Source organism: Rhizobium sp. WYJ-E13, from assembly GCF_018987265.1.
Taxonomy (GTDB): Bacteria; Pseudomonadota; Alphaproteobacteria; order Rhizobiales; family Rhizobiaceae; genus Rhizobium.
Genome location: NZ_CP076854.1, coordinates 1,490,913 through 1,515,443, shown reverse-complemented (window position 1 = coordinate 1,515,443; position 24,531 = coordinate 1,490,913). Strand labels below are relative to the sequence as shown.

Annotated in this window: 26 protein-coding genes; 9 read left to right on the top strand and 17 right to left on the bottom strand. The window is 58.9% G+C overall.

All coding sequences use genetic code 11. From position 1 onward, the window contains the following. Nucleotides 1-32: 32 nt before the first annotated feature. Nucleotides 33-878 carry an arylamine N-acetyltransferase gene (locus tag KQ933_RS28465; protein ID WP_216759342.1) on the bottom strand — a complete coding sequence of 282 codons (846 nt, stop codon included), beginning with the start codon at nt 876-878 and terminating at the stop codon, nt 33-35. 275 nt (nt 879-1,153) lie between these two features. Between KQ933_RS28465 and KQ933_RS28460 the strand changes: the two genes are divergently transcribed. After that, nucleotides 1,154-1,639 carry a pyridoxamine 5'-phosphate oxidase family protein gene (locus KQ933_RS28460; protein ID WP_216759341.1) on the top strand — a complete coding sequence of 162 codons (486 nt, stop codon included), beginning with the start codon at nt 1,154-1,156 and terminating at the stop codon, nt 1,637-1,639. After that, a complete protein-coding gene (locus tag KQ933_RS28455) occupies nt 1,636-2,988 on the top strand; it encodes a GAF domain-containing protein (protein ID WP_216759340.1) in 1,353 nt (450 codons plus the stop codon). The genes KQ933_RS28460 and KQ933_RS28455 overlap by 4 nt, the downstream gene beginning before the upstream one ends. Nucleotides 2,989-3,070: 82 nt before the next feature. On the opposite strand, the gene KQ933_RS28450 is transcribed toward KQ933_RS28455, so the two are convergent. The 3 genes from KQ933_RS28450 to KQ933_RS28440 form a co-directional block, all read right to left on the bottom strand. Beyond that, entirely contained in the window at nt 3,071-3,316 is a 246-nt protein-coding gene (locus KQ933_RS28450; protein WP_216759339.1) for a hypothetical protein, read from the bottom strand. A gap of 297 nt (nt 3,317-3,613) precedes the next feature. Continuing rightward, the gene (locus KQ933_RS28445) at nt 3,614-4,300 is read right to left on the bottom strand and encodes a glycosyltransferase (RefSeq protein WP_216759338.1); all 687 of its coding nucleotides are present in this window, start codon (nt 4,298-4,300) and stop codon (nt 3,614-3,616) included. Nucleotides 4,301-4,335: 35 nt separating this feature from the next. Then, complete coding sequence (locus KQ933_RS28440) at nt 4,336-6,129, bottom strand: glycosyltransferase family 8 protein (protein ID WP_216759337.1); 1,794 nt, start codon at nt 6,127-6,129, stop codon at nt 4,336-4,338. A gap of 136 nt (nt 6,130-6,265) precedes the next feature. Here KQ933_RS28440 and KQ933_RS28435 point away from each other — a divergent pair, with 136 nt between their 5' ends. From KQ933_RS28435 to KQ933_RS28410, 6 genes are all read left to right on the top strand, one after another. Further along, on the top strand, nt 6,266-6,538 hold the full coding sequence (locus tag KQ933_RS28435) for a hypothetical protein (protein WP_216759336.1): 273 nt from the start codon (nt 6,266-6,268) through the stop codon (nt 6,536-6,538). 57 nt (nt 6,539-6,595) lie between these two features. Then, nucleotides 6,596-7,357, top strand: a complete 762-nt coding sequence (gene cmoA, locus KQ933_RS28430) for a carboxy-S-adenosyl-L-methionine synthase CmoA (RefSeq protein WP_216759335.1) — start codon at nt 6,596-6,598, stop codon at nt 7,355-7,357. Nucleotides 7,358-7,362: 5 nt separating this feature from the next. Next, entirely contained in the window at nt 7,363-8,118 is a 756-nt protein-coding gene (locus tag KQ933_RS28425) for an isoprenylcysteine carboxylmethyltransferase family protein (protein ID WP_216759334.1), read from the top strand. Continuing rightward, entirely contained in the window at nt 8,115-8,795 is a 681-nt protein-coding gene (locus KQ933_RS28420) for an outer membrane protein (protein ID WP_216759333.1), read from the top strand. Before KQ933_RS28425 ends, KQ933_RS28420 begins: the two co-directional genes overlap by 4 nt. A gap of 219 nt (nt 8,796-9,014) precedes the next feature. After that, nucleotides 9,015-9,674, top strand: a complete 660-nt coding sequence (locus KQ933_RS28415; RefSeq protein WP_216759332.1) for a response regulator — start codon at nt 9,015-9,017, stop codon at nt 9,672-9,674. Further along, entirely contained in the window at nt 9,671-10,999 is a 1,329-nt protein-coding gene (locus tag KQ933_RS28410) for an ATP-binding protein (protein ID WP_216759331.1), read from the top strand. The genes KQ933_RS28415 and KQ933_RS28410 overlap by 4 nt, the downstream gene beginning before the upstream one ends. Before the next feature lie 121 nt (nt 11,000-11,120). Here the strand turns inward: KQ933_RS28410 and KQ933_RS28405 are convergent, their stop codons facing one another. Continuing rightward, nucleotides 11,121-11,375 carry a hypothetical protein gene (locus KQ933_RS28405; RefSeq protein ID WP_216759330.1) on the bottom strand — a complete coding sequence of 85 codons (255 nt, stop codon included), beginning with the start codon at nt 11,373-11,375 and terminating at the stop codon, nt 11,121-11,123. A 399-nt stretch (nt 11,376-11,774) separates the two neighbouring features. Beyond that, nucleotides 11,775-12,146 (bottom strand): RT0821/Lpp0805 family surface protein, encoded by a 372-nt coding sequence (locus KQ933_RS28400; RefSeq protein WP_216759329.1) that lies wholly within the window; start codon nt 12,144-12,146, stop codon nt 11,775-11,777. 233 nt (nt 12,147-12,379) lie between these two features. Between KQ933_RS28400 and KQ933_RS28395 the strand changes: the two genes are divergently transcribed. Beyond that, nucleotides 12,380-13,204, top strand: coding sequence for a MipA/OmpV family protein (locus KQ933_RS28395; RefSeq protein ID WP_216759328.1), 825 nt, complete (start codon nt 12,380-12,382; stop codon nt 13,202-13,204). Nucleotides 13,205-13,573: 369 nt separating this feature from the next. Here KQ933_RS28395 and KQ933_RS28385 read toward each other — a convergent pair whose 3' ends face one another. The 11 genes from KQ933_RS28385 to KQ933_RS28335 form a co-directional block, all read right to left on the bottom strand. Further along, nucleotides 13,574-14,002: an EamA family transporter gene (locus KQ933_RS28385; RefSeq protein ID WP_216759327.1), complete on the bottom strand. Its 429-nt coding sequence runs from the start codon at nt 14,000-14,002 to the stop codon at nt 13,574-13,576. Next, on the bottom strand, nt 14,002-15,147 hold the full coding sequence (locus tag KQ933_RS28380) for a GNAT family N-acetyltransferase (RefSeq protein ID WP_216759326.1): 1,146 nt from the start codon (nt 15,145-15,147) through the stop codon (nt 14,002-14,004). The genes KQ933_RS28385 and KQ933_RS28380 overlap by 1 nt, the downstream gene beginning before the upstream one ends. Then, on the bottom strand, nt 15,128-15,943 hold the full coding sequence (locus tag KQ933_RS28375) for a carboxylesterase (RefSeq protein WP_216759325.1): 816 nt from the start codon (nt 15,941-15,943) through the stop codon (nt 15,128-15,130). The genes KQ933_RS28380 and KQ933_RS28375 overlap by 20 nt, the downstream gene beginning before the upstream one ends. Then, nucleotides 15,933-16,805, bottom strand: a complete 873-nt coding sequence (locus KQ933_RS28370) for a fatty acid desaturase (RefSeq protein WP_216759324.1) — start codon at nt 16,803-16,805, stop codon at nt 15,933-15,935. The genes KQ933_RS28375 and KQ933_RS28370 overlap by 11 nt, the downstream gene beginning before the upstream one ends. After that, on the bottom strand, nt 16,802-17,155 hold the full coding sequence (locus KQ933_RS28365) for a permease (protein ID WP_216759323.1): 354 nt from the start codon (nt 17,153-17,155) through the stop codon (nt 16,802-16,804). The genes KQ933_RS28370 and KQ933_RS28365 overlap by 4 nt, the downstream gene beginning before the upstream one ends. Next, nucleotides 17,152-18,105: an arginase family protein gene (locus tag KQ933_RS28360; RefSeq protein ID WP_216760844.1), complete on the bottom strand. Its 954-nt coding sequence runs from the start codon at nt 18,103-18,105 to the stop codon at nt 17,152-17,154. The genes KQ933_RS28365 and KQ933_RS28360 overlap by 4 nt, the downstream gene beginning before the upstream one ends. A 4-nt stretch (nt 18,106-18,109) precedes the next feature. Continuing rightward, on the bottom strand, nt 18,110-19,531 hold the full coding sequence (locus tag KQ933_RS28355) for an aspartate aminotransferase family protein (protein WP_216759322.1): 1,422 nt from the start codon (nt 19,529-19,531) through the stop codon (nt 18,110-18,112). 25 nt (nt 19,532-19,556) lie between these two features. After that, nucleotides 19,557-20,240, bottom strand: coding sequence for an MtnX-like HAD-IB family phosphatase (locus KQ933_RS28350; RefSeq protein ID WP_216759321.1), 684 nt, complete (start codon nt 20,238-20,240; stop codon nt 19,557-19,559). Nucleotides 20,241-20,374: 134 nt separating this feature from the next. Then, entirely contained in the window at nt 20,375-21,751 is a 1,377-nt protein-coding gene (locus KQ933_RS28345; protein WP_216759320.1) for an ATP-binding protein, read from the bottom strand. Next, complete coding sequence (locus KQ933_RS28340; RefSeq protein ID WP_216759319.1) at nt 21,748-22,404, bottom strand: response regulator transcription factor; 657 nt, start codon at nt 22,402-22,404, stop codon at nt 21,748-21,750. Before KQ933_RS28340 ends, KQ933_RS28345 begins: the two co-directional genes overlap by 4 nt. Nucleotides 22,405-23,196: 792 nt before the next feature. Next, nucleotides 23,197-24,531, bottom strand: coding sequence for an aspartate aminotransferase family protein (locus tag KQ933_RS28335; RefSeq protein ID WP_216759318.1), 1,335 nt, complete (start codon nt 24,529-24,531; stop codon nt 23,197-23,199).

Genomic DNA, 24,531 nt, shown 5'->3' with positions numbered 1-24,531 from the left:
TCCTCAGGCGTGGAATGTTGCGGGGTATCGGCTCAGGCCGCCTTGTCGCGGCTGATGGCCTGGAGGCGCTCCCAGACGCGGTCGGGTTGTGGAATGTCGAGGGCGAATACGGTCTCGAACGTGTCGCAGAGATGGTCGGCGCTCGTGATGCGCTGCTCGCTGAGGCTGTTTGCCGTTACCCGGCGCAGGCGGTCGTTCTGAAGGGCGACATAGCCGTCCGCCGTGTGCCGCAGGACCGCGAGCGCATTTGTGAACGGCGAGCCGGGATCCTGCATCAGCCAGCCATGCGCTGCGGCCATCGCGGCTTCATCGCTATATTCGGGCTGAAAGTCGAAGCTTTTCGCGATGCCGCGCACGTGATTGTTGAAGCGCAGCCAGCGACCGTCCGCCGGCATGATCGAGAAGTCGAAACCGCGCTGGCTGATCGGCCCGGCGGCGATCGGCACCGGCTCGACGATGGCGTCCGCCACGCCGACTTCGGCGAGATAGGGACGGTCGAGGTCGACACGCAGCGTCAGATGATTGCCGATGGCGATGTCGCCAAGCTTTTCCCGGTCGACGCCGCCGCAAAGACGGGTCACACGGAAGCCGAGTGCTGCAAGCGCGGCGCCGAAGAGGCCGTTCATCTCGTAGCACCAGCCGCCGCGCCGCCCCTCGACCATCTTGGTGAAGGCCGCAGCCGGGGTGATCGCGGAGGGCCATCCCATGAAGGCGTCCAGCGTCTCCCATGTAAAGCTCATGAGATGGGCGCGGTGCAGCTGCGACAGGCTGCCGATGTCGAGACGCGACGGGCGCTCGATCCCGATCCGGGCCAGATAGGCATCGAGCTGCGTTGCTGTCAGGGTCATTCCGTTTTCATTCGAAGGGACATGTGTCATCCTTCGGTCTCCTTTCGATGGACCGTTGTTCAGGTTCTGGTGATGCGACGTAGAAATCCGTGCCGCGCTCCGGTATGCGGGCGGTGCGCCGATGTCTTTCGCCTGATGGCACGAGGCCGCTGACGACGGGCAGATGATGATTTTGAGGCCGTCCAGCCGGTGCGGCGCTTCTATAGCGCACCGCGAAAACCGCCGTTCCTAAATGAATGTGCAAGCCGTGCCGAATATCCTAAAAGTTTGCTAAGAAGACCAGGGATAGGCAACAGGGGACGGCTATGAAGGTCGACGACAGGCTGCTCGATTTTTTCAATCGGCCGCTGATGTGCATCATCGCCGTGGCTGACGAGACCGGCCGTCCTTCGGCAGGACGCGGCGTCGGCTTCCATCTGCTGGAAGACCGCGAGACAATCGACGTCATCTTTTCTGCCTGGAAGTGGCCACGGCTCGAATCCTGTATCCGGCAGACCGGGCGGATCGCGGCCACCTTCGTCAGCCCGTCGGATTACGTCAGTTTTCAGCTGAAAGGGTCCGCCGAGATGCGAGAAACGGAAACACCCGACCTCGATCGTGCCGATCGTTTTATGACCGCGGCGACGGACGAGCTCGAATCCCTCGGCGTGCCGCGACGCCTTATCGCGCCTTGGCTGACGGCGCGCCAAGCGCGGGTCGCCCGGCTGGTGATCAGTGAAATCTACGTCCAGACGCCCGGCCCGCTCGCCGGCATGCTGGCAGGCACGCAGGCTGGCGCGAGGTCTCAATGAACCTGCGGCTTTCCGATCTTTCCGCCTGCTTCGAGGGTGTCATTCCCTCCATCATCGCCACGGCCTCGGCCGATGGCATGCCGAACATATCCTATCTCTCCCATGTGGTGCGGGTCGATGAGGAGCATGTCGCGCTCTCCAACCAGTTTTTCGCCAAGACGGCGGCGAATGTGCGCGCCAATCCCAAGGTCACGCTGATCGTCGTCGACGGGTTCACTGGAGATCAGTTCCTGCTCGATATCGGTTTTGTGCGTTCCGTCGATGCCGGCGCACTGTTCGACAAGATCGCCCGCCAGCTCAAGGCGAGCAGCGCGCAGGTCGGCATGTCGGATGTCATGCGGCTCAGGAGCGCCGATATTTTCCGGGTGCACGGGATCGAAAAGATTCCCTCGCCGGTGGAAACGGCTCCGCCCATGACCGGCCGCGCGCCTGTCAGCCTTCCCGCCCTTTCCGAGGCGATCAAGGCCATCGAGGGAAAGGCGGAGGCCGATGAGATCATCGAAAGCCTGCTGTGCGGCGTCCAGCACGTTCTCGGATACGATAATGCGCTCGTGCTGATCCATGACAACCATCGCGGCTGCCTCACCACGACCGGCAGCATCGGCTACGAGCGCTCGGGCCTCGGATCGGAAATCGCCGGCAGCGAGGGATTGATCGGCGCTGCGGCAACGAGTGGCCAGACGATCAAGGTCAGCGATATGAGCCGCGTGCGTCGATTCGGCGAAGCGATCGGTCTGGAGGCGGACGGGGCTGAAAATGTCACGCGCATCGTCGCTTTCCCACAATTGCCGACGGCTATGAGCCAGATTGCCGTTCCCATGACCGTCCGCGGCACGGTGACGGGCGTACTCTTCGTCGAGAGCACGGAGCGGCTCGCCTTCCGCGAAGAGGACGAGGCTGCTCTCGAAATTCTGGTGGGACAGGCCGCCCGCGCCCTCAGGGACAGCGAACGGGAGGCGGCAGCCGCCGAATTGAAACCGGTGGTGAGTTTGTCCAAACCTGCTGCCGCTGGGCGAGAAGTCCGCGTCGTTCATCACCGCTTCGACGACAGCGTTTTCGTCGACGGTGCCTACATAGTGAAGGGCGTTGCCGGCACCCTGCTGCGGCTGATGCTCGATTGGCATCTGAGCGACGGCAGAAGCGAATTCACGAACCGGGAAATGCGGCTCGCGGCGGGTGCCCGCATGCCGGAGATCAAGGACAATCTCGAAACCCGGCTCCTGCTGTTGCGTCGCCGCCTCGAAGAGAAGCAGGCGCCCATACGCCTCGTTCGCGTCGGAAGAGGTCGGGTAAAGCTGGAGGCAGAAGGACCTCTCACGCTCGACGCGACCGCAGGCGATTATCCATGAACTGACAAATCAGGCAGGCAATTCTCTCTCGTGCTGAAGCTGGTGTCAGAAACCACAATCGGGATAAAATCGACATCGCCCATCAGCCTAAGCTGAGACGTTGAGCCGCTATTGAGGCGAGAACCGACAAGAGAGTTGACAGTAAAAGAATGCAGGATGTTGCAATTAGAGAACCTGTCGCGCCTGGTTCTTCCACAATTCCAGCAACATGACTGATGAGGGAGGCAAATGCTGCTGCCATCGCGACTACGGTTGCCGCACTGAGGAAGATAACGACGGCTACCAAGCCGTCCAGCACAACTTCAATAAAGGGGTTTCCATCGTTCACGATTGAACCTCCACGCTCGCTGCGCCATAGGTCGCCACCCATCTTCCGCGAAAAGTTTACAAGCTGCAACCCTGAATCGTTAGGCTGATGTGGTACGGCCGATGCCTCATCAAAGGTGATTCGGCGCGTCTCCAAATTTCGCGCATCGCAGCAATGGCTTCAGTATCTGAAGTATGGTGCGCCCTCCTATCGCCGTCGACGGCCGTCGTCGACCGCGAAGTTCCTTCAGCTTCTCGTGATGATCCTCGGCCGCTCGGCGAGCCTCAGGCGGAGTCAGCCCAGCCTTGCTGCTGCAGGTCAGCCACGCTGCTGGACGTGTAGCATGCGCTCGCGTGTCGCGAACCATTCCTCGGCGTAATCGTCGTTCCTGTATTCGTCGAAATAGGGTCCGCCATCTGTGAAATGCACGATCTTGGCGTCATCGCGTTTGTCATATTCGTTGACGAGATAGTTCCAGATAATGGGTAGCTCGCCGATCAAATCGTCGCCGTCGAGCCACTTGAACTGGTGCAACTGCAGCCCGGTCGCGGTGTTGACATAATCAGGCGTCAGCGCCCTGCATTTCGCGTTATTGAAGAGGATCAGGCTCGACCAATTCTTCTTTTCGTATTTCGTCTGTACCTGGCCGAGAAATTTCGTTTCGACCTTCGGCTGGTAATCGTGTTTTACGCACATGACGGAATAGCGCTCATCGCGCAGCACCCAGAGCTCGGCAATATCCGCGCGCGCAAGCATGTCGCAATCCATGAACAAGCTCCATCCCTCATACCGACTGAGATAGGGCGTCAGGAAGCGTGAGAAGGAGAACTCCGTCGACTGCAGGGCGTTGCGCTCACGCGTGAATATGCTTGCGATATTGTGCAGGTAGATCGGCGTGATCCTCACCGGCACGCTCGATTTTTCCAGAATGCTCTGTGATAGCACGTGATGGGCGACAACTTCCTTTGAATCAAAACCAACATAGATGTTGACGATATCGGTCATATCAATTTCTCCGTGGGACGAATTCTGTGTTGCCTTCAGGAAGCTTGCTTCTTTTGGCGGTCGAGTGCGCGCTGCTTGCGGGTCTTTGGCCGCGCCTTGCGGAAGGCCTGATCGAGCGCCCGCTGCCATTTGGTTAGCGACATCAGGCCGTCGATGAGGGTCAGCGCGTGATCGAGACGCGTCGAAAGTGCGTCGTTGATCGCCCTCTGGATCTCCTCGCTTTCCGCATCCGGAAATTGCCGGGTCAGAAGATCGAAGCGTGACGGCCCGGCATGTTCGGCGCTGGTGATGATACCTCTTCGCGCCAGAATCCCGAAATAGATCCGCTCGAATGTCCAGTCATGAACGTCGAAGACCTTCCAGCGCGCACTCCGTTTCCCGGAAAATCCGGCGAGCACGATCTTTGGTGTCACCTCAAGCTCGCGCATCCACACAACCAGCGCAAAGCCGCTCGTCGGAATCTTGTCCGGCGGATAGTGCCCCGACATCAGCATCTCGAGATCACTGTACATGACTGTCGCACCCTTGAATGCGCCGACCGGGCTGAAGCGTTCCTCGGGTGCCGTACGGATATTCAGAACGCCGAGGAACTTGTCAGACGTGAAGAATTTCAGGACCTCGTCCACCTCTCGCCGATGGACGATATTGGCGCCCATCATTCCGCTGCGCGCCACAAGAATGGCATGCCCGGGAAAACTGTCGTCGAGAACCTTGTAGACCTTGTTGAAGAAGACGAACAACGTATCTCCGGGAAACTCCGTCCGCATCGACTGCGGATCGAGCGCCTCGCTATTGGCGACCAGAACGATGTGCGAGTAGCGATTGAAGAATGCGCGCCACGCATCGGCGCCCTGCGTGTGAAAGACGGGGCTTCCGGAATTTTCGGATCCGGGGCTCCTGTCAGCACTAGGGACCTCACTCGCGCCAAAATGTGCTTTCAGTTGTCGTGCGCGGTTCATCGCGCCGGCGCGCTTGCCGAGCGCCAGGAGATGGTCGGCTGCCTTTCGGAAGCCACTGCGCTGGCTAACAAATCCCGACCACGGCGTTTTCGAAAGCATGTTCTTATAAATATCGGCATAGTCCGACTGTCCAGCCTGCACCGAAAGATGCCACGGCTTGCGACGTCCGGTGAAATGCAGGAGCACAGCATTGTGGATATACGGCATGATACCGGTCTGGACATTCCAGCGGTTGTCCAGCCTTTGCCACATCCCACGAAAGGCAATATTGAGAATATCCTGGTCGTTGGAGGCAAAGGATCGCCCTGATCTGAGCAGGGAACGCGCCATCTCGAAAAAGCCGCCGGCCCGGATGGCGGCGCAATCCATGAGAAGGACGCCGGCATTGAAATATCCCGCCCCCGGGTCGAGGCCAAGCTCCCGCTCCAGCTGTCTGATCTTGTCGGGGAAGGCAATGCGGTAGTCGTCAACCGCGCCGATCGCCTTGCCATTGAGATCGACATCGAAGAGTGGATCGACATTGGCGACGGCCAATATATCCGCGTCAAGGTAAAGAACGCGCTCGAGTTCCTCGCCCATCAGCTTGTCGAGATAGAGGCGCGCAAGCGTCGACTTGTGCCAGCGGCCTGCCGTCTCGGGCGTATCGGTGGGAAAGGTGAAATCGACGACGTCGATATCGATGCCGTTGACGGCGTTGAAGGTCGCAATCCGAGCTTTCTGGTCCTCAGGCAAATCGATGCCGACAATGACCGGCTTGATATCGTTCCTTTGACTGTTGCGTCCGACAGACAGAAGCGCGCAGCAGGCTGCCGGAAGCATTCGCGCATCCGTAAACAGGTATATGGCCTTGCTGCGTATAGGAACCGACATCCCACCTCCTGAGATATGCAGTATTCAACGACAAAAGGAGCCTTATTCGAGATTGGATATTCAATGAAAATTCGGAAAAGTCATTTCAACTTAACCACCTCAAGGCCCAAACATTGTGCGCAAGAGAGTTTTGTCAATGCCATCAGAGGGTTTTACCTCTTTTGGTATTCGCGGCAGCCTCGCCGACAACCGGCACGGTGTGGAGCCTACGGCCTCCGTGATCGCAGGCGTCAAGAGCAAGATCGGCATCGACAATCTGCGCGGTGAGAAGATCATCTCATTCTCACGTTTTGACGCTGACTTGGAGCGCCTCGGCAGCCTCGCTAACCGAAAGCATCGACGGTTCCTGGTGGAGCGATGCTGTGGAGCCTTCAGCCTATTGTCAGGATTCGATGTTAACGTTTTGTGACGCAATGGGCCGGGGAAAGACGCGCCCGATTTCCATTCATTGAACACCGGAGCGGATATGACCGAACAGTCTAACCGTCTAATATTGCATACCAATTCGCGAGACGAAGTTTTCGCCGAAGAACACGATTCCGTTGCCGACTTTTCGTTCAATTCGACCGTCGCGAATGTCTTTGACGATATGGTCAGCCGATCGGTTCCTTTTTATGGCGAGATGCAACGGATGGTCTGCGAGCTTGCCAGGGATTTCGCGCAGCCCCAGTCGAAGCTCTATGATATCGGCTGCTCCACGGCCACGACCCTTCTGGCGCTGGACCGTGAAGTTGACAATCACATCGATTTCGTCGGAATCGACAATGCTCCGGAGATGCTGAAGAAAGCTGCAGAAAAGATCGCGGAGTCCGGAACCAACCGCTCCATCGATCTTCACACGGTCGACCTCCATCGCGGATTCTCGATTGAGAAGGCAAGCGTCGTAACGATGGTGCTGACGCTGCAGTTTGTTCGGCCTCTCTACCGCGAGCGGGTCATGCGGACAATTTACGACGGGCTCAACGAGCAGGGGTGCCTGCTCCTGGTTGAAAAGCTAACCAGCGAAGACACGACATTCAACCGCCTGTTCATAGAGCATTATTATGATTTCAAGCGACGGAACGGCTACTCCACAATCGAAATTTCGAAGAAGCGGGAGGCGCTGGAAAATGTCCTTATTCCTTACCGGTTGGACGAAAACATCCAGCTTCTTCGTGAGGCTGGCTTCAAAAGCACCGAGGTCTTTTTCCGCTGGTACAATTTCTGCGGGATCGTCGCAATCAAGTGAGCATCATGAAATACTTTATGCTGAGGATCGGCACGTTCTTCTTCAAATATCGCAATCAGGCTTTCCCACTGATCATTATCGCACTCTTTGCCGCTGTGCCGCCCTCGACCGCGCCATTGGGAAATCCTGCTCTCGAACTGCCGAAGGACATGGTGGCCCTGCTCATCGTGCTCAGTGGGCTGATTTTGAGGGCGAGCGTCATTGGCTATGCCTACATCAGGCGGGGCGGCTTGAACAAACGTGTCTATGCCGATGACCTTGTCACCGAGGGCATGTTCGGCGTCTGCAGAAATCCGCTTTACGTGGGCAACATGCTGATCTACGTCGGACTGTTTGTCTTCCACGGCAATCCGTTCGTGATCGCGGTCGGATGCACTCTCTTTGCCTTTATCTATCAGTGCATTGTCTACGCCGAAGAAGCGTTCCTGCACGATAAGTTCGGCGCCGCTTACAAAGCCTACTGCCGAGATGTCCCGCGATGGGGATTGAAGCTCGACGCCTTCGACGAATCGACGAGAGGGATGGCGTTCAATCTGAAACGGGTCGTGGCAAAAGACTATTCCACGGTGTCGTCAACCTTTATCGCGCTGTTGGCAACCGAGTTTTATAGGGTCGCACTCGGCTCGATTACGGAACAGGAACGAGCCTTTGCAATCGTGCTGGGATTGCTTTTTGGGGCGGTTCTCGCCCTCACGGGATTAGTCAGTGCCTTCAAAAAGCGTGGTGTATTTGAAGAAATCAAGACTGAAGGTATTCAATGAGACCCGACTTGCGCCTTTCCACCTCGCTTCTGGCAGGCCTTGCGTTTTCCGCTCTTGTATCGATTGCCGGCACGGCTTCCGCCGAAGATCTGGAATTTTCCATTTACGGCGGTTACCAGACGGCACCGCACAGCCACGTCGACGTTTCCGACGGCACATCCTTCAGCGCCGGCTGGGAAGGCAAGTCCTTCGGCAGCCCGCCCTATTACGGCGGCCGTGTCACCTGGTGGCTCGGCGACTTCAACCTGCCGAACTGGGGCGTGTCGCTCGACTACACCCATGACAAGGTCTATGCCGACGACGAAACCATGGCGCGTTCGCCGGGCTGGACGCATTTCGAATTCACCGACGGCCTGAACCTTGTGACGGTCAACGGCCTTTACCGCTTCAAGGACCCGGCGCGGCCCTGGACACCCTATCTCGGTGCCGGTGTCGGCGTGAACATTCCGCATGTCGAAGTCACCCGTCCCCAGGGCACGACCTTCGACTACGAATTCGGCGGCATGACCTTCCAGGCGCAGGCCGGCGTCGACTACCGCATCACCGACAACTGGTCGACCTTCGTCGAATACAAGGGCACCTATTCGCGCGTCGACGTTCCGATCGACAGCGGCGACCGCCTGAAGACGAACATCGTCACCAACGCGGTCAACGTCGGTATCTCGTACCACTGGTAGTCTATATGGCGCGGACAGCCGTGACCTCCGCACGTTGGTCGCTCTTGGCGATATCTGACGGCGGCTTAAGTTCTTGTAAGGCGTTGGCTCCATGCTGTCTGTCGCGTTGCAGACCAACATAAGGTTTGCGCGAGCTTGTCCGGAGGCGCTCGCGGGTCCAAAGCCGGTCCATCGACACAGGCACCGTGCGCGCTCTACATTGAACTAAGGGGGTGGATCGTGCGCATACTCTTGGTCGAAGACGACGACCTCATCGGCGAGGCCGTCCGAGACCACACCAACACGGCCGGCTATGCGACGGACTGGGTCCGCACGATCGTCGATGCCGAGGCCGCGAGCAAATCTGTCGAGTACGGCCTCGTCCTCCTCGATCTGCAGCTTCCCGACGGCGACGGGCTCGTTCTCCTGGAGCACTTCCGGGCGCGGGGAGGCGATGCACCGGTAATCGTCCTGACTGCGCGCGATCAGATTTCCGACCGCATCGCCGGTCTTAACGCAGGCGCTGATGACTATCTGATCAAGCCGTTCAACCTCGATGAGCTCGAGGCACGGATCCTTGCCGTCCGTCGTCGCTACGAGGGACGTCCGCAAAACATCGTTCAAGTTGCTGACATCGTGATTGAACGAGCAACCCATTCGATAACAGTCAGCGGACAGGACGTTCAGTTGACCCCACGCGAATGGGCGTTGCTCGATCTGCTTGTCCAGAGGCCGGGAAAGTTAGTGACGCAGAAGCGGATCGAGGAAGCCCTCTATGCGTTCGGCGAGGAAGTCGAGAGCAATACGGTGCAGGTCTACATCAGCAGGCTGCGCAAGAAGATCGGGATGGAGAAGATCAGGACAGCGCGCGGCATCGGCTATATGCTGGTGGTTGAATGACGAAAAACCGCAGCATCATCTGGCCGCTCATGACCGCGCTTTCGGGCGTCATGGTCGCTTTCTGGCTTGGGGCCATCGGACTTGGCATCCATGTGATGCGCTCGGAGTTTGACGAGGTCTTCGATAATGCGCTCGAGGAAACTGCCGAACGACTGTTGGCGATCGTCGAGGAGGGGCGGATTCCGGATATTCAGGACAGCGATCAGCAAGAGCGGGCGCCGGCGACCCCTCCCGCCCGAGAATATCTAGTCTATCACGTGCGCGCAGCAGATGGGCACATTCTCTTCCGCTCGAAAGACGCTCCCGCGGAGCCCTTCGACGTGCCGCTGACGGTCGGCTTTCATGATTCCGAAAAGTACCGTTTCTACACGGCTGCCAGTACAAATGGTGCGATATTCCTGCAGGCCGCCGACAAGTTCAGCAATCGGCGCGAAGCAGTCCGCGAAAGTGCGGTGACTATGCTCATCCCCCTTGCCGTCTTGCTGCCGCTCAGCTTGCTCTTGATGGCGTGGATTACAGGAAGAGCGGTGGTCCCTATCAATAAGCTGCGCGAAGCGATCTCGGAAAAGAACGGGGGAAACCTGTCGCCGCTCGAGACTGAGACGACGCCTCGAGAACTGAAACCGATCGCCCAGTCGGTCAACCTTTTGCTTCAGCGAGTGCGTGCCACGATCGATGCCGAAAGGGAGTTTGCCACCCACAGCGCGCACGAACTGCGTACGCCTGTGGCTGGAGCCTTGGCGCAGACGCAAAGGCTTCTGGCGGAGCTGCCGGACGGGGCCTTGAAGGCGCGGGCGCGCAATATAGAGCGAGCACTCACCAAGCTTGGACACACGTCCGAAAAGCTCTTGCAGCTCGCACGGGCGGAGGCCGGCCTTGGGCAGACCGCGGTCATGACCGACATCCGGCATGTGCTCGATCTGATCATAGGCGACTACAGGCACGATTCAGCAACGACGCAGCGGCTCGTTTACGCAAGTTCGACCAAACCACTGATGCGTGCTGTCGATGTTGACGCGCTTGGCATTGTCGTAAGCAATCTCATCGAAAACGCAGTTGTTCATGGAGAGCCGGGTGGCCGGATCAGGATTTCCGTCGACGATGAAGGTATCATTGGCATCGCCAACGACGGTCCGGCGCTCTCTCCGACCGATCTCAAAGGCTTGAAATTGCGGTTTCGTCGCGGTGCGACCTCCGCCAAGGGTTCGGGGCTTGGCCTCGCGATCGCCGACACGATCGTCCGGCAGATGGGCGGGGTACTCGAGCTTCAATCGCCTGCAAGCGGTCGGGTGGATGGATTCGAGGCCCGAATCCTCCTTCCGTGATGACGGTTGGCGTCGTGGCGTCCGGCGGGAACGAGATTGCTCCTCGACGAAGGAGGTGACCTTGTCGCTCCCGCGCCAGAGATTCATTTATAACTGGCGAAGTCGAAATCGGCTCCGCTCTTCAGTGTGGCTTGATGTCGGAGGAGGTAATCCACACCCGTCCATCATATGCCAGTTCGCCGTCTGAGAACTTGCGATCGGCGATATCCTCATAAACATGAAGATACTGAAGGAGCCCTTGCATAACGTCGCCTTCACCGGCAGGCATTGCATCGTCGGTGATGCATACTGCCTGGTGCAGGTTTCCTTCCGTCATGATCAGGATAGCGTGACCGCCATAGAGGCGAATTTTACCGGGCACGGTTACGAGCGACATGGCACCCTCCTCGAAAATAGCCGGACAATATTGTTCACTTTCCGGACGCTAAGGAGCCATGGTTAATGAAAGGTTAACGCTTAGCAATTCTGCAATCAGGAGAGGCTGCCACACTAAAAGGTCGTAACATATTCTCCGGTAGCGACCAACCAAACGCGCGCAGCTCTAGGGGGAGCGTTGGCAGTTTCGCCCGCGTTCAGAATGGGTTGGTGAGTTCGATCTGGCGATCAGCCACAGTGAACACCGCGCGGACCACGCAAGAGGGACCAAAACCGTGGCTAGTCCCGCAACTGTAGTCCGATTGCTTGTCATCTGAGTAGTGGTTGTCTGCCGATCATGGCCGAAGACCCAAAGGACACGCCACTGCACCGCCACTCACCCTTGATGCCTCAGCTGAGACTATTGGGGCACGCTACTCATCTTCCAGGAATTTCCTGAGCGGCACGCCACGCCGACAAAACGTGTCATTCCATCAAGAGTTTGCTGACTGGTGACGAAGCTGCGGCATCCCTGCCCACCATCGCTGCTAGCATCGATCTGATCAATGACGCCGGCGCTGCCCGTCGAAGGATTCGCCCAAGCGAGAGGACTTGAGCCAACTGTCCCCTGGCCAACCGCGTCCGCAATTACCGCTTGGTCGGTTTGCGGAACGGCCTTCGAGACGACCGGTGACGTGATCGCTGTTTCGAGAGGCTCGGAGTGAGAACAAGCATTGAGCGCTGGGATCACGATCAGACAGACGAGCGCTACTCGGTAAATATTGGCAGGCATATATGTTGCAACTCTCTTTTGATTTTCACCTGCCATCCAATTGTGGCAAGGTCCGGACGAAGATGGAAATCCATGTCGGCCCGGCCACGGATCTCGCCGCAACTTCCTGACATTCATCGTGCACCGGTGAACTCTTGACTTTGGCAAGAAAGAGAAATTGCGTTAAAAGGCAGCAGCAGTGCCCTTCCGAAAAGGGATTGTCGCTGACGCTTGAAGCGCGGAGTAGGGCGTATATGGTCTCGTCGGGCAGGGCATCATTTCGCGTGGCGGCGGTATCGTTGCCGCTGATATTTATGGGTTTTCACCCTGCCTCGAGCCAGGATGCGAAATCCTCCAAAAGCCAGTGGATCATAACACTTGGAGGTTCCATCGAGTACGGTCCCTCTTTCGAAGGATCGAAGCACCTTTCCTTCAGCGGGATGCCGTCTTTCGATTTCAGGCGCCTCGGCGAAGCGCCTGAGTACAGCGCGCCGGACGATAATATCGACTACGGGCTGTTCAAAATCGGCGGCGTGGAAATCGGCCCCGTCGTCGGCCTGAGAGGCGGACGGTCGGCATTCGACGATTCTGAACTGCAGGGTTTACATCCGGTCCAGTGGAATCTGGACGCCGGGGTCTTTGCGCAATACTGGCCGATAGAGGATCGCCTGCGTGTGCGGGCGGAAACACGTCAGGCGCTGTGGGGCGGCGACGGTCTGCTTGCAGATCTTTATCTCGATTGGTTCCAGCCGGTCGGCGATCGCTGGCTGCTGTCTGCCGGTCCGCGCCTGTCTCTGGCAAACGGCACCTATATACGCAACAATTTCGCGGTTTCCGCCGAGGAAGCCGCCAATAGTGGTCGCGTCGAGGCGTTCGACGCGAATGGCGGTCTCAAATCCATCGGTTTCACAGTGGCCGCCACCTACACGCTCTCACCGGCCTGGAGCGTGCAGATCTACGACAAATATAGCCGCCTGGTGGGCGATGCTGCCGACAGTCCGATCACCTCTAGACTTGGCTCAGCTGATCAGAACGTCATCGGTATCACGCTCAACCGCTCCTTCCAGATCGGCTTTTGAGCTCTGCGCTGTCGCTTTCTCATGCTGGCCGATATAGTCCCGCGTCACGGGAATGACATCGTTGGGCTTGCTTAACTGGATCTGGAAAACCACCAGATCTTCGTAGTGGAACGCGGCTTCGGCGTTTGCAAGGTAGAATTCCCACATGCGGCAGAAGCGTTCGTCGTAATGTGCGGAAGCCTCTTGCCGGCGCGCCAGGAAGCGCTTTCCGTCGGATCCGTCGCTGAAGGAAAGCTACGGCTCATTGGATGTGGTGTCGTTGAGGCAACCGCGGGTGACGATGCGTGAGTGCACGCTCCAGGACCCAATTGCTGAACACCGACGCAGCCGCCTTACCATGGCGGAGAATGAGATTTTGCGTTGGCCGCATCACCCATCCTTGTCGGCGTTTGCATGCGGCAGGATCGGTTCAACATCATTGTCACTGACGGAGCCCGTTTTTTCCGATGCGCCGGCGATCAGCCAGACACCGGCGAGGATCAGACCGCTGCCGACGATCTGAAGGCCGACGATCGGTTCACCGAAAGCGAACCAACCGGCGGCAATGATCAGCACGTAGCTGATGCCGGAAAGCGGAAAGGCCTTGCTGAGGTCGAGTTCGGCGAGCACCGTCATCCAGATGAAGAAGCAGACGATCTCGACGACAACGGCTGCCAGGATCCAGTGCGAGGTCAGCGCATCCTCTAGCCAGGTCGCTCCCTCGGTATTGCCGAGTTGCGTCACGCCAAGCTTGGTGAAAATCTGGAACAGCGTGTTGAGCACAGGCACGGCGAGCCATATCAGTCGCATCGACGTCATCACTTGGCCTCCTCCTGCGAAAAGAGCGGGGAGACCAGCCGTAACAGCGCCTGCAGCAGCCGATTGCGGTGGCGGAAGAACATGGTGTTTGCCGTGAGCCGGCTGCCGAGCCGCACCTTGTTTTCATAATAGGCCTGCCCGCTCTGGTAGCGGCGAAGGCCATGATCGAGGCAATAGCGCAGATTGGTGAACCAGCTGAGGAAATAGAGGTTGTAGAGCCGCCCTTTCTCGCCATCCATGCAGAAGAACTTGTCGATCGCAAGCCGCTCGTCATGAACGATCAGGTTGGCTGCGAGCAGCTCGTCGCCGACGAAATAAAGGGCGCAGAACGAGCGGCCCGCCATATGGGTGAGAATCCCCTCAAAATAGGCCAGGGTCAGCTCCTCGAACTGCCATTCGCTGCGATTGCGCGTGTCATGATAGAGCGTCATGACACGGGGCAGCAGATCGCCGATATCGGTCCTGATTTCGACCCTGACGGCATCAAAGGATTTCAGTTTTCGCCGCATGTCCTTTCGGGTGCCGGCCGACAGCCGGCCCATGTAGTCGTCGATGGTCCTGAAATCGATATCGAGCCAGGCGGACGGCAGGCCGCCGATGGCAGCATAACGGCGTTTTGAAAATAGCGCGCCGAATTCGGCGGCAACCGGTGCCGGAATATCCTTGATCCCCATCAGCGCGCAGCCTTCTTCGGCCGCAAGGGCCTCGAAGGCGGTGAGCAATTCGCCAAAAAGCGCCTGGCGGCGCTCCTCCGGCACGTCGGCGTGAAAGCCGATCGCGCCGGTTTCGGTGCAAGGCGAGCCAAGGCAGGCAAGCCGCAGAACGAGAAAACCCGATGCATGCTGCCGCACGCGACGTATGAGCCGGCGCGGCATGCCTTCTTCCAGCGTGGTATCCAGCGGGTAAGGGCATAGGAACGCCGGCATGGCGGCGCTTATTTTTCCGTCTTCCACGACGGTCAGGTAACGCCACTCGAAGTCGCCGATGCCGGCGCCTTCTATTGCCAGAAGGCAATCATAATCCTCGACATGACCGCGGAAGCAGGCGTTCCACGCCTCGCGGCCGATGGCGCGGATCGTGTCGTAGACCTGTGTGACCGGCTCGGCGCTCCCGGGAAAGGGACGTTTATGCGCGAATTGCAGCATGGCTTGCCTCGAAAAAATCCGCCGTAAACGCTGCGACCTGCCGATGCTGGCGATCGAGATGGATCATGTGGTAGCTATCCTTGATCCACCTGAGCTCGTGCGGCCCGCCAATATGCTCGCAAATGTAGCGGGCGTGCCTCGGATTGCTGAGATCGTCTTCTTCCGCATGCAGGATCAGCGTCGGTGTCTGGATCTGCGGCAGGGTTCCGCGAAGCGCCTTGCCCAGCCGGTACATTTCGACGATGCCGCGTCCGGGGAACTTCTCGAGCATGCCTTCGCCTGCCATGCCTTCGACCATGCGCCGCATCCGCTCGTCCTTGATGCCGAGCGAGCCATTCTCCCTGAAATTGAGACGGTCGAGGAAAGGAATGCGCGACAACCATCCGATATGCGGTGATAGCAGCGTATAGTGTCTGGGAACATCCCAGCCGTCATAGCGGAAGCAGGGCGAATAGATAGCGACCGCCTTGATCAGGTCCGGCCGCTGTTCGGCGGCAAGCAGTGACAGTTTGCCGCCGACGCAGATGCCGGCCGCAAATGTCTCCTGCGTTCTCTGAGCCAGGAATTCGGAGGCCTGTATCACACTTGTGAGCCAGTCTTCCCAATGCGTCCGGCGCAATGTCGTGATATCCTCACCATGACCGGCCAGCAGCGGCGCATGGACGCTGTAGCCACGACGATTGAGCTGGCGGGCGACAAGCTTCATTTCGGCCGGCGCTCCGGTCAGGCCGTGGATCAGCAGCACACCTTTGCCATTCGTGCCTTCCAGGAAGAAACTCAATTCCTCAGACCTCATGGCGAAGCTCCGGCTCGCGGTTTTCCGGGGCCATGAAGCCGAATGCATGGCAGGTGCTGATCACGTGGGTGCCGGCCCTTTCCTGCTCGTCCTTGATCTGCTCGTGCAGGGCCGAGAGCTTCGTCCAGTGGATGCGTGGCCGGTAATGATGTTCGGCATGATAGCCATTGCCGAACCACAGCCAGTTGTAGAAGGGCTTGTGGCTGCTCACACCCCAGGCAATCGGTTCGTCCGGATCACCGTGAAGATGCTCATAATAGCCGTTGAGCGACGAGAGGCAGTTGCCGGCGTAATAGAAGGGTATGAAGAACAGTACGGCCTTCCAGTCGTAGGTCAGCGCAATCGCCGCCAGGCCGAGAAAGGCCAAAAGCTCGAAACGTCCCCATGCGGCATCGAAGGGACGCCGCTTGGCGATGGCCTTGTGGATATCGCCGAGACTGTCGCGGAAGAAGCTCTTCAGCGTATAGGACCAGACGTTTTCCGGCTCGCCGTTCCGGCCGTGGCGATAGATCGACAGAAGATCGATCGTCTCGCCCTTCTCGTCCGGCCGGTCACTGTTGCCGGAATGATGGCGCATATGCACCCAGTGGTAATAGGTCTGGGAAAAGCCGATCGCCACCGACTCCATCAGGCTGAAGGCGTAGTTCATCCAGCGCGGCTTGAAATAGGGGGTATGGATGAAATTATGCGAGATGCTGTTGATGTTCCAGGATATCGACACGGCATAGAGGCAGCCCAGGATCAATGAGGCCCAGAGCGGCCGGCTCTGGAAGCCGGCGATCAGGTAGACGTCGAAAACGAGATGCGCCACGGCGGCAAGCACGGGGGCAGCATCCCACCTGGTATGAGCAAAGATCTTCATAGTCCGGTTGCTCCGACACAGGCCACGCCGGCGGTAACGAGAAACACGCCCGTCGCGTGACGAAGGTTGATATTTTCCCTGAAGATGACGGCGCCGGCGACGACAGTCGCCACATAGCTCAGCGCCATCAGCGGAAAGGCGATGGTGAGCGGCACGCTGGCAAGCACCGCCGTCCAGGCAAGCAGTTCGATGGCCCAGAAGACGATGCCGAGCCAGGTCAGCGGCTTGGTGAGCGTCGCCAGTACGGGGCTGTCGCTGGCAGCCTGCTTGAAGCAGACCTCGCGCACCGTTTCCGCCAGCACGCAGAAGAGGATCAGGCCGAGCATCGGCAGTGTAAGGCTGCTGGTCATCCCATCGATTCCGCCAGGATTTCCAGCAATGCGTGATTTGCAGCGCTATTGATATTTCGCACCGCATCGGCCGCTTGCCGCAGACGCGGTTGATCGATGAAGATTTCGGCCTGCTTGAGCAGGCGGGTGGTGAAGCCGCCGGCATAGCTCGGCACCGAATAATCGCCGATGACATCGGCGCCGATGATGCGATGGCGGCTGCCGATCTCGCTGATCAGCGCCATCAGATAGGGCAACCGCATGCGCCCCTGATCCCAGTTGGTTACGGCGTCATCGGCAGCGAGCACGTCCTTGTCGATTGTGACATAGACTGCTTCGGTACCTATGCGGCTGAGGATCCGGTCGATGAAATTGTCCTCGCCGATCTCGGAGATGGAATTCCAGTGCAGAGCGCCATTGTCCTGGCGGTAGCTCGCGCCGCTGCCAAAGTCGGCCTTCACGCGGCTCGGCGGATGCTCGTAAGGGTAAAGCTCCAGCTTGCCTTGCCTCAGCCAGCCGAGATTGGCTCCCTTGCGCTCGGGATTGCGCAGATCGCGGCTGCAAACCCCAACGGTAACGACCCTTTCGATATTGGGGTTTGAAAGTGCGCTGTTGACCCATGAGCCGCAATGCATGCCGCCCTCGAAGTTCACCCAGTCGGGGTGATTATCGAAATGAACGAGCGTGGTCGAAACCGGTCGCCGTTCGAGAGCGGCATCGAGCAGCAGGGCGGTCACATGGTGGAAATCGCCCGAGCCCATGAAGGCAAGCTGCGGCCCTCTGGCGCGCGGCGGCAGCGATCTGGCTATGTCCCGGCCGAGTTCGGCAAGCATCTTCTGCCTGCCCCACAGTCTGATCGCCTTGCCGCTCAACTTGTCGACATGGTGGCACGCGCCCGCAAGCGTGCAGGCGCGCACGAAGTCCGGCTGCAACTCCAAAGCATCGTCGAGATGAAGGAGGAGGAGCTGCACCATTCTACCTCCGGACCGCGCGCGTGAAGAGTTGGTCGAGCAGCGTCAGCGCCAGGTCGATCTCCTCGCGGGTAATCAGCAGGTTCGGAGCCAGCGTAATGACGTTTTTGTGGTAGCCGCCGACGTCGAGAACGAGGCCATAGGTTTTGTTGCCAACCCTGAGATCGCCCTTCATTCCCTCGTCGCACAGCCAGTCCATCGTCGCCTTGTCCGGCGTGAAGCTGTCTTCCTTGCAGATCTCGCATCTGAGCGCCAATCCAAGCCCGTCGACGTCGCCGATGATCGCATGGCGTTTCTGGAGCTGTTTCAAGCCATCGAGGAAATACGCCCCCTTGGCCATGATCGTTGCGCCGAAATCCTCCTCTTCCAGCATCTTCATGGTTTCGAGCGCTACGGCCGTGCCCATCGGGTTGCTGGCGAAGGTGGAATGCGTGGAACCGGGCGGGAAGATCGTCGGATTGATCATTTCTTCCCGGGCCCAGACGCCCGACAGCGGATTGAGCCCGTTGGTGATCGCCTTGCCGAAGACGAGAACGTCGGGTGAGACACCGAAATGTTCGATCGACCAGAGTTTACCAGTCCGGTAGACCCCCATCTGGATCTCGTCGACGACGAGCAGGATGCCGTGCTGGTCGAGAACCTTCTTGAGTTCGGCGAAGAAATTCATCGGCGGGATGACATAACCGCCGGTGCCCTGGATCGGTTCGATATAGAAGGCCGCGTATTCGGCGCTGCCGACTTTCGGATCCCAGACGCCGTTATATTCGCTTTCGAAGAGACGGGCGAACTTGCGCACGCATTGCTCGCCATATTCCTCCTTCGTCATGCCTTTCGGGCCGCGGAAATGGTAGGGAAACTCGACGAACTGCGCCCGTTCGCCGAAATGGCCGAAGCGGCGGCGATAGCGATAGCTGGAGGTGATCGCCGAGGCGCCGAGTGTGCGGCCGTGATAGCCGCCTTCGAAGGCAAACATCAGGCTTTTGCCGCCGGTATAGTTGCGCACCAGCTTCAGCGAATCCTCGATCGCCTGCGATCCGCCGACATTGAAATGAACGCGTCCCCTGTGGCCGAATTTGCGTTCGGCGTCCTGCGCGATCATGGCGGCCAGTTCGACCTTCTCGCGATGCAAATATTGCGAAGCGACCTGCGGCAGCCGGTCGAGTTGGCGATGAACGGCGGCATTCAGTCTTTCGTTGCGATAGCCGAAATTAACGGCGGAATACCACATCTGCAGATCGAGAAACGGCGTTCCCTTGGCGTCGTAGACGTAGGAGCCTTCGCATTCTTCGAAGAATTTCGGTTCCGCCATATAGTGGACCGTATCGCCGTGCGAGCAATAGGTCTCCTCCAGCAAGCGCAACTCGGCTTCCGATCGCTCGGACAGCAGCCTCTTTTCGTTGAAGGTTTCGACGTTCACAATGTTCATAAGGTGGGCCTCTTGCTCTTCTGGTTCAGGCGATTTTGGATTGCAGCACCGCGCGGTGCTGACGCGCGATTCCTGGAATGACGGCTTTCATCTTGGAAAGCAGGTCGGTGAAATCATCGAAGCCGATGAAGGGGATGTTCTTGTCGCCGCAGTAGTCGGCGAGCCTGTCCTTGGCGAAGACAAGGTCAGCTCTGCCAGCGACGCAGAAATCGCTCCGTCCGTCGCCAATGTAGACCTGCGGCTCCATGCCGGCGACGACCCGGCATTTGCACACGCCCGAGCCGGATGAACAGCCGGCCGCGTTCGGGGCGGGGGCGAGGGTGTAAGTCTCAAGGCCGCCGACGACGCTACTGTGAAGCAGATTGGCGACGACGGGCAGATCGGTGATGCCGTTGCGCCTGAGCACATGGCGGATGAAATAATCGACGCCGTCGCTGACGATCGTCAGGGCCATGTCGTTGAGGCGGCAGTAGTTGCGGAATGCAGGGAAGCCGGGATCGATGGCCACGGTGTCGAGGATCGCATCGAGTTCGCGGCGGCTTGCCCGGATGAGGGCGACCTGGCGGCGCATGCACTCTGCCGATCCGATCAGACCGTCTTTCCAATGCCGCTCGATGTCTTCCCATTCGGGCTCGGCAAAACAGGACAGCACGACATCCGTCACGTCCTGAATGGAAATCGTGCCGTCAAAATCAGAAAATACCTGCATCAAATAGTCCTTCGATCTGCCTTGCGGTCGTGTTTACCGACGGCCGATGAGGCAGACCTGAGAGGAAAATGATGCGAAAATGAAAAATGACGGAGCCGTTGCCGCTGGCTGGGATCGCGGCTGTCCGTGCCACGTCAGTTCTTGGGTAGTCGCAGCTCGACCCGCAGGCCGCTACCTCGGGACGGTGTGGAAAGCTGTACGGAAGCGGCAAGCCGGTCCGCCGTATCGGCAACGATTGCAAGCCCGAGGCCTGCCCCTTCGGCATTCAGCGTGTCGAGGCGATAGAAGCGGTTGAAAACGGCCTCCCGCTCCTCAGGCGGTATGCCCGGTCCGCTATCGCTGATCGATATCAGCCAGAACTCGCCCTCGGAGGCGAGGATGACCTCGATCCTGCCGCCGACCGGCGTATATTTGATGGCGTTGTCCAAAAGGTTGCTGATCATCATCTGCAGCAGCGATTCATCCGTCCTGATCTCCGCCGATTCGGGGCCTTCCAGCGAGACGTCGAGGTTGCGGCTATTGATGATATTGCCGAAGTCCGCCAGGGTCGTCGCGATCATGTGATAGAGCGGAACCGGCATCGGGTTGAGCGGATGGTGGCTGACCCTGGCAAGGCGCAGCAATTGCTCGATGAGATGAGTGGCTCTGTTGTTGCTGGTCACCAGATCCGAGATGATCGCCTTCTGCTCCTGCTGGTCATCGGTGCTCGCCAGCATCTGCAGCAGCAGCTTGACGCTTGCCTGCGGCGTGCGCAGCTGATGGGCGGCCAGATCGGAAAAGCGCCGCTCCAGGGTCAGGGATCGGCCGAGCTTTTCGAGAAGCTGGTTGATCGACCGGCCGAGAGGCAGGAGGTCCTTCGGTAGATCCCCAACAGCAATGGCAGAAAGATCGTCCGGCGAACGGGTGCGGATCTGGCGCACAAGTCCGTGGATGGTCCGCAGACCGTTATGAATTCCGAGCCAGATCAAAAGGCCGATCACGGGGACCAGCACGAGCAGCGGAAAGAACAGGTTCAGAAGGATGTTGGAGACCAGCGTCTGGCGCAGGGAAATCTTTTCGCCGACTTCCATGACAATGCCGGAAGCCGGGATCGGCAGCGAATAGACGCGCCAGTCCTCGCCGCGATAGGCAAGGTCTGTGAAGCCCGCCTTCTGATACGGCACATCGGAGAGAAAGGCCGTGCTGCTATAGAACATGATTTTGCCGTTCACCCAGGCACGGAACATATGCGCATCGGCGTAGTCGTCTGCGTCCTCGTTGAAGGCGAGTTGATTGTCCATGCTGAAGTCGATGTCGTCGACCTGTTGCGGCGTGTGCTCCGGCGAATGCCGCAGCCGGTTATGCAACAGTCCCCACAACACGTTCGCATCGTTGATGAGTTGCGCGTCGTAGATGTTGTCGATCTCGCGTGTGGCGCTGTTGAAGGCGAAAGCGGCGATGACCATGATCGTCACCACGACGACAGGGGCGATCCTTAGGAAGAGCTTGCGCGTGAGGGTTGATGGGCTCATCGGTCGATCATGTAGCCGATGCCGCGGATCGATTTGATGAATTCGGTGCCGAGCTTCTTGCGCAGATTGTAGATCGTCACTTCGATGGCATTGCTTTCGACGCTGCTATAGGCATCGTAAAGTGCGTATTCTATGTCGTTCTTTGTCACGTAGCGACCGCTGCGCTCCATCAGCAGCTTGAGCAGATGGAATTCCTTTGCCGTCGTATGCACCTGTATATTGCCTTTGCGCGCCACCATTGCCGATGGATCCACCTCGACATCGCCGCATCGCAGCAGGCTTTCTGTCCGGCCGTCGCGGCGTCGGATGAGCGCGCGCAGGCGGGCAAGCAATTCATCGAGGTCGAAAGGTTTGACCAGATAATCGTCCGCGCCCTCGTCGAGACCTTCGACCTTGCTCCTGATCGCGTCGAGCGCCGTCAGCAGTAGGACGGGAACGGTGTTGCCCTTCCGTCGCATGCCTTTCAGGACCTCTATGCCGCCAAGCAGCGGCAGGTTTATGTCGAGTATAACGGCTGCAAAATCCGAATGCTCCGCCGCTTCGAGGCCTGACTGGCCCTCGCGCATCCAGTCGACGCCATAGGCGTGCTTCTCCAGTGCCTTCTTCAGGGATGAGCCGAGAATGCTGTCGTCTTCAACAAGCAGAATGCGCACTTTCGCTCCATTCCTGACGCAGGCAGATCCGGCTGATGTGAATTGCGATTTGAAGCATTGTTGTGGCAAGCCGCGATGGAAACGATCGCATGGATCACAATAGGCTGAACAATGACGGGCATCTTCCGCCAACCTGCGCCCAGCCTTGGTGAGGATCCGGCAGCTTGAGGCAGCGTGGCTAGGAAAGGCTGGCAGCTCCGGAAGAGCCTGGTCCGGTCATCCAACCGGCCAGAGCGCAATCACAAACGTCATCGAACCTGATCAATGAAGGTCGAGAAGCGCGTAAGGGTGGGGACCGACTGAAGAAGGCCTGTACTCACATCGTCGGCGAAAGCAAGGCTCTCTATGCCGCAATCGACAATAGCCTGCCGCGCGGCCGCCATCGAGGTGGGAGTCCACGATCCTGCCCACATTGAAGCCGAGCCTAAGGAAACGCTCATGCTCGGCGGAGTCCGATCGATACTCAATGAAGGCCCTGCAGCCGATTTCGCCGCTCACTCAACAATTCACGTTGAACCAGCTCTCTCGCTTCGTTCGAAAGGCCATTCGGCCCGGATAGTCCGAGCTCGACCAACCTCGCCTCGATTGTTCGGGGAACACTTTCTGCTTCGTGCTGGCAGAGCCGCACCAGCCACTTCCATTCATCGTTCGTCATGTCCCGTCGCACGACCATCAACTGCCTCCCCAAGGACGATCTTATTTTTTAGAGTATCACAATTCTCGGGGAAGGGCAGCAATGTCAACCGCCTCACAAAACGGGCGTCCGGGCTCCTCTGGAAGCCCGAGGCGAATTCATGCCACGCGCTTCAGCGCATCGCCGATCTTGGAGACAATCGTTTCGATCTCGCTCTTCTCGACGATCAGCGGCGGGGATAGGGCGATGATGTCGCCGGTGACGCGGATCAGCAGTCCCTTGCTGAAGCAGTCGACGAAGACGTCATAGGCACGCGTGCCCGGCGCTCCTGATCGAGGTGCGAGTTCGACTGCACCGACAAGGCCGAGGTTGCGGATGTCGGTGACATGGGGATGGTCCTTCAGCGCATGCAGGGCTTCCTGCCAGTGGTCGGACAGATCCGCGGCACGCGTGAGCAGCCCTTCTTCCTCGTAGACGTCGAGCGTGGCGATGCCCGCAGCGCAAGCGACCGGGTGGCCGGAATAGGTATACCCATGGAAGAGCTCGATCGCGTTTTCCGGACCCACCATCAGACCGTCATGGACCTTCCGGCTGGCAAACACCGCGCCCATCGGGATCGTGCCGTTCGTCAGGCCCTTCGCCGTCGTGACCAGATCCGGAGCAACGCCGAAATAGTCCGTTGCAAATGGTGTTCCAAGCCGACCGAAGCCGGTAATGACCTCATCGAAGATCAGGAGAATGCCGTATTTGTCGGCCGTGGCGCGCAATTTTTCCAGGTATCCTTTCGGAGGCAGGATGACGCCCGCCGAACCGGACATCGGCTCGACGATAACGGCGGCGATCGTCTCGGCCCCGTGCAACTGAACGAGACGTTCGAGATCGTCTGCAAGTTCGACGCCGTGGTCCGGCAGGCCTTTGGTGAAGGCATTGCGTTCCACGTCGAGCGTGTGGCGCATGTGGTCTGCGGGAATCTGCGGGAACATCCGGCGATTGTTGACGAGGCCTCCAACCGAGATCCCGCCGAAACCGACGCCATGATAGCCCTTCTCCCGGCCGATGATGCGGGTGCGTGTGCCCTGGCCGATTGCCCGCTGATAGGCGATTGCGATCTTCAGCGCAGTGTCGACCGATTCTGAGCCGGAACCGGTGAAGAAGATCCTGTCGAGCTTCGCATCGGCGCCGCCGGGTGCAATTTTCGCCAGTCTGGCGGCGAAGTCGAAGGCGATCGGATGTCCCATCTGGAAGGTCGGGGCAAAATCCATCGTCGATAGCTGACGCTCGACGGCCTGAGAGATTTTCTTGCGGCCGTGGCCGGCGTTGCAGCACCAAAGGCCCGCCGTTCCATCGAGAACGCGGTTGCCGTCGAGATCGGTGTAGTACATGCCCTCGGCGGACGCGAGCATACGGGGTGCCGCCTTGAACTGGCGGTTTGCCGTGAACGGCATCCAGAAATTGTCGAGCACCGGAGCGTTCGTCTTGCTGATCTGATCCAT

Excerpts from the sequence above, each read along its gene's own strand:
- KQ933_RS28465 (WP_216759342.1), bottom strand. The coding sequence starts at position 878 with ATGACACATGTCCCTTCGAATGAAAACGGAATGACCCTGACAGCAACG.
- KQ933_RS28460 (WP_216759341.1), top strand. The coding sequence starts at position 1,154 with ATGAAGGTCGACGACAGGCTGCTCGATTTTTTCAATCGGCCGCTGATG.
- KQ933_RS28455 (WP_216759340.1), top strand. The coding sequence starts at position 1,636 with ATGAACCTGCGGCTTTCCGATCTTTCCGCCTGCTTCGAGGGTGTCATT.
- KQ933_RS28445 (WP_216759338.1), bottom strand. The coding sequence starts at position 4,300 with ATGACCGATATCGTCAACATCTATGTTGGTTTTGATTCAAAGGAAGTT.
- KQ933_RS28440 (WP_216759337.1), bottom strand. The coding sequence starts at position 6,129 with ATGTCGGTTCCTATACGCAGCAAGGCCATATACCTGTTTACGGATGCG.
- KQ933_RS28435 (WP_216759336.1), top strand. The coding sequence starts at position 6,266 with ATGCCATCAGAGGGTTTTACCTCTTTTGGTATTCGCGGCAGCCTCGCC.
- cmoA (WP_216759335.1), top strand. The coding sequence starts at position 6,596 with ATGACCGAACAGTCTAACCGTCTAATATTGCATACCAATTCGCGAGAC.
- KQ933_RS28425 (WP_216759334.1), top strand. The coding sequence starts at position 7,363 with ATGAAATACTTTATGCTGAGGATCGGCACGTTCTTCTTCAAATATCGC.
- KQ933_RS28420 (WP_216759333.1), top strand. The coding sequence starts at position 8,115 with ATGAGACCCGACTTGCGCCTTTCCACCTCGCTTCTGGCAGGCCTTGCG.
- KQ933_RS28410 (WP_216759331.1), top strand. The coding sequence starts at position 9,671 with ATGACGAAAAACCGCAGCATCATCTGGCCGCTCATGACCGCGCTTTCG.
- KQ933_RS28405 (WP_216759330.1), bottom strand. The coding sequence starts at position 11,375 with ATGTCGCTCGTAACCGTGCCCGGTAAAATTCGCCTCTATGGCGGTCAC.
- KQ933_RS28400 (WP_216759329.1), bottom strand. The coding sequence starts at position 12,146 with ATGCCTGCCAATATTTACCGAGTAGCGCTCGTCTGTCTGATCGTGATC.
- KQ933_RS28395 (WP_216759328.1), top strand. The coding sequence starts at position 12,380 with ATGGTCTCGTCGGGCAGGGCATCATTTCGCGTGGCGGCGGTATCGTTG.
- KQ933_RS28385 (WP_216759327.1), bottom strand. The coding sequence starts at position 14,002 with ATGACGTCGATGCGACTGATATGGCTCGCCGTGCCTGTGCTCAACACG.
- KQ933_RS28380 (WP_216759326.1), bottom strand. The coding sequence starts at position 15,147 with ATGCTGCAATTCGCGCATAAACGTCCCTTTCCCGGGAGCGCCGAGCCG.
- KQ933_RS28375 (WP_216759325.1), bottom strand. The coding sequence starts at position 15,943 with ATGAGGTCTGAGGAATTGAGTTTCTTCCTGGAAGGCACGAATGGCAAA.
- KQ933_RS28370 (WP_216759324.1), bottom strand. The coding sequence starts at position 16,805 with ATGAAGATCTTTGCTCATACCAGGTGGGATGCTGCCCCCGTGCTTGCC.
- KQ933_RS28365 (WP_216759323.1), bottom strand. The coding sequence starts at position 17,155 with ATGACCAGCAGCCTTACACTGCCGATGCTCGGCCTGATCCTCTTCTGC.
- KQ933_RS28355 (WP_216759322.1), bottom strand. The coding sequence starts at position 19,531 with ATGAACATTGTGAACGTCGAAACCTTCAACGAAAAGAGGCTGCTGTCC.
- KQ933_RS28350 (WP_216759321.1), bottom strand. The coding sequence starts at position 20,240 with ATGCAGGTATTTTCTGATTTTGACGGCACGATTTCCATTCAGGACGTG.
- KQ933_RS28345 (WP_216759320.1), bottom strand. The coding sequence starts at position 21,751 with ATGAGCCCATCAACCCTCACGCGCAAGCTCTTCCTAAGGATCGCCCCT.
- KQ933_RS28335 (WP_216759318.1), bottom strand. The coding sequence starts at position 24,531 with ATGGATCAGATCAGCAAGACGAACGCTCCGGTGCTCGACAATTTCTGG.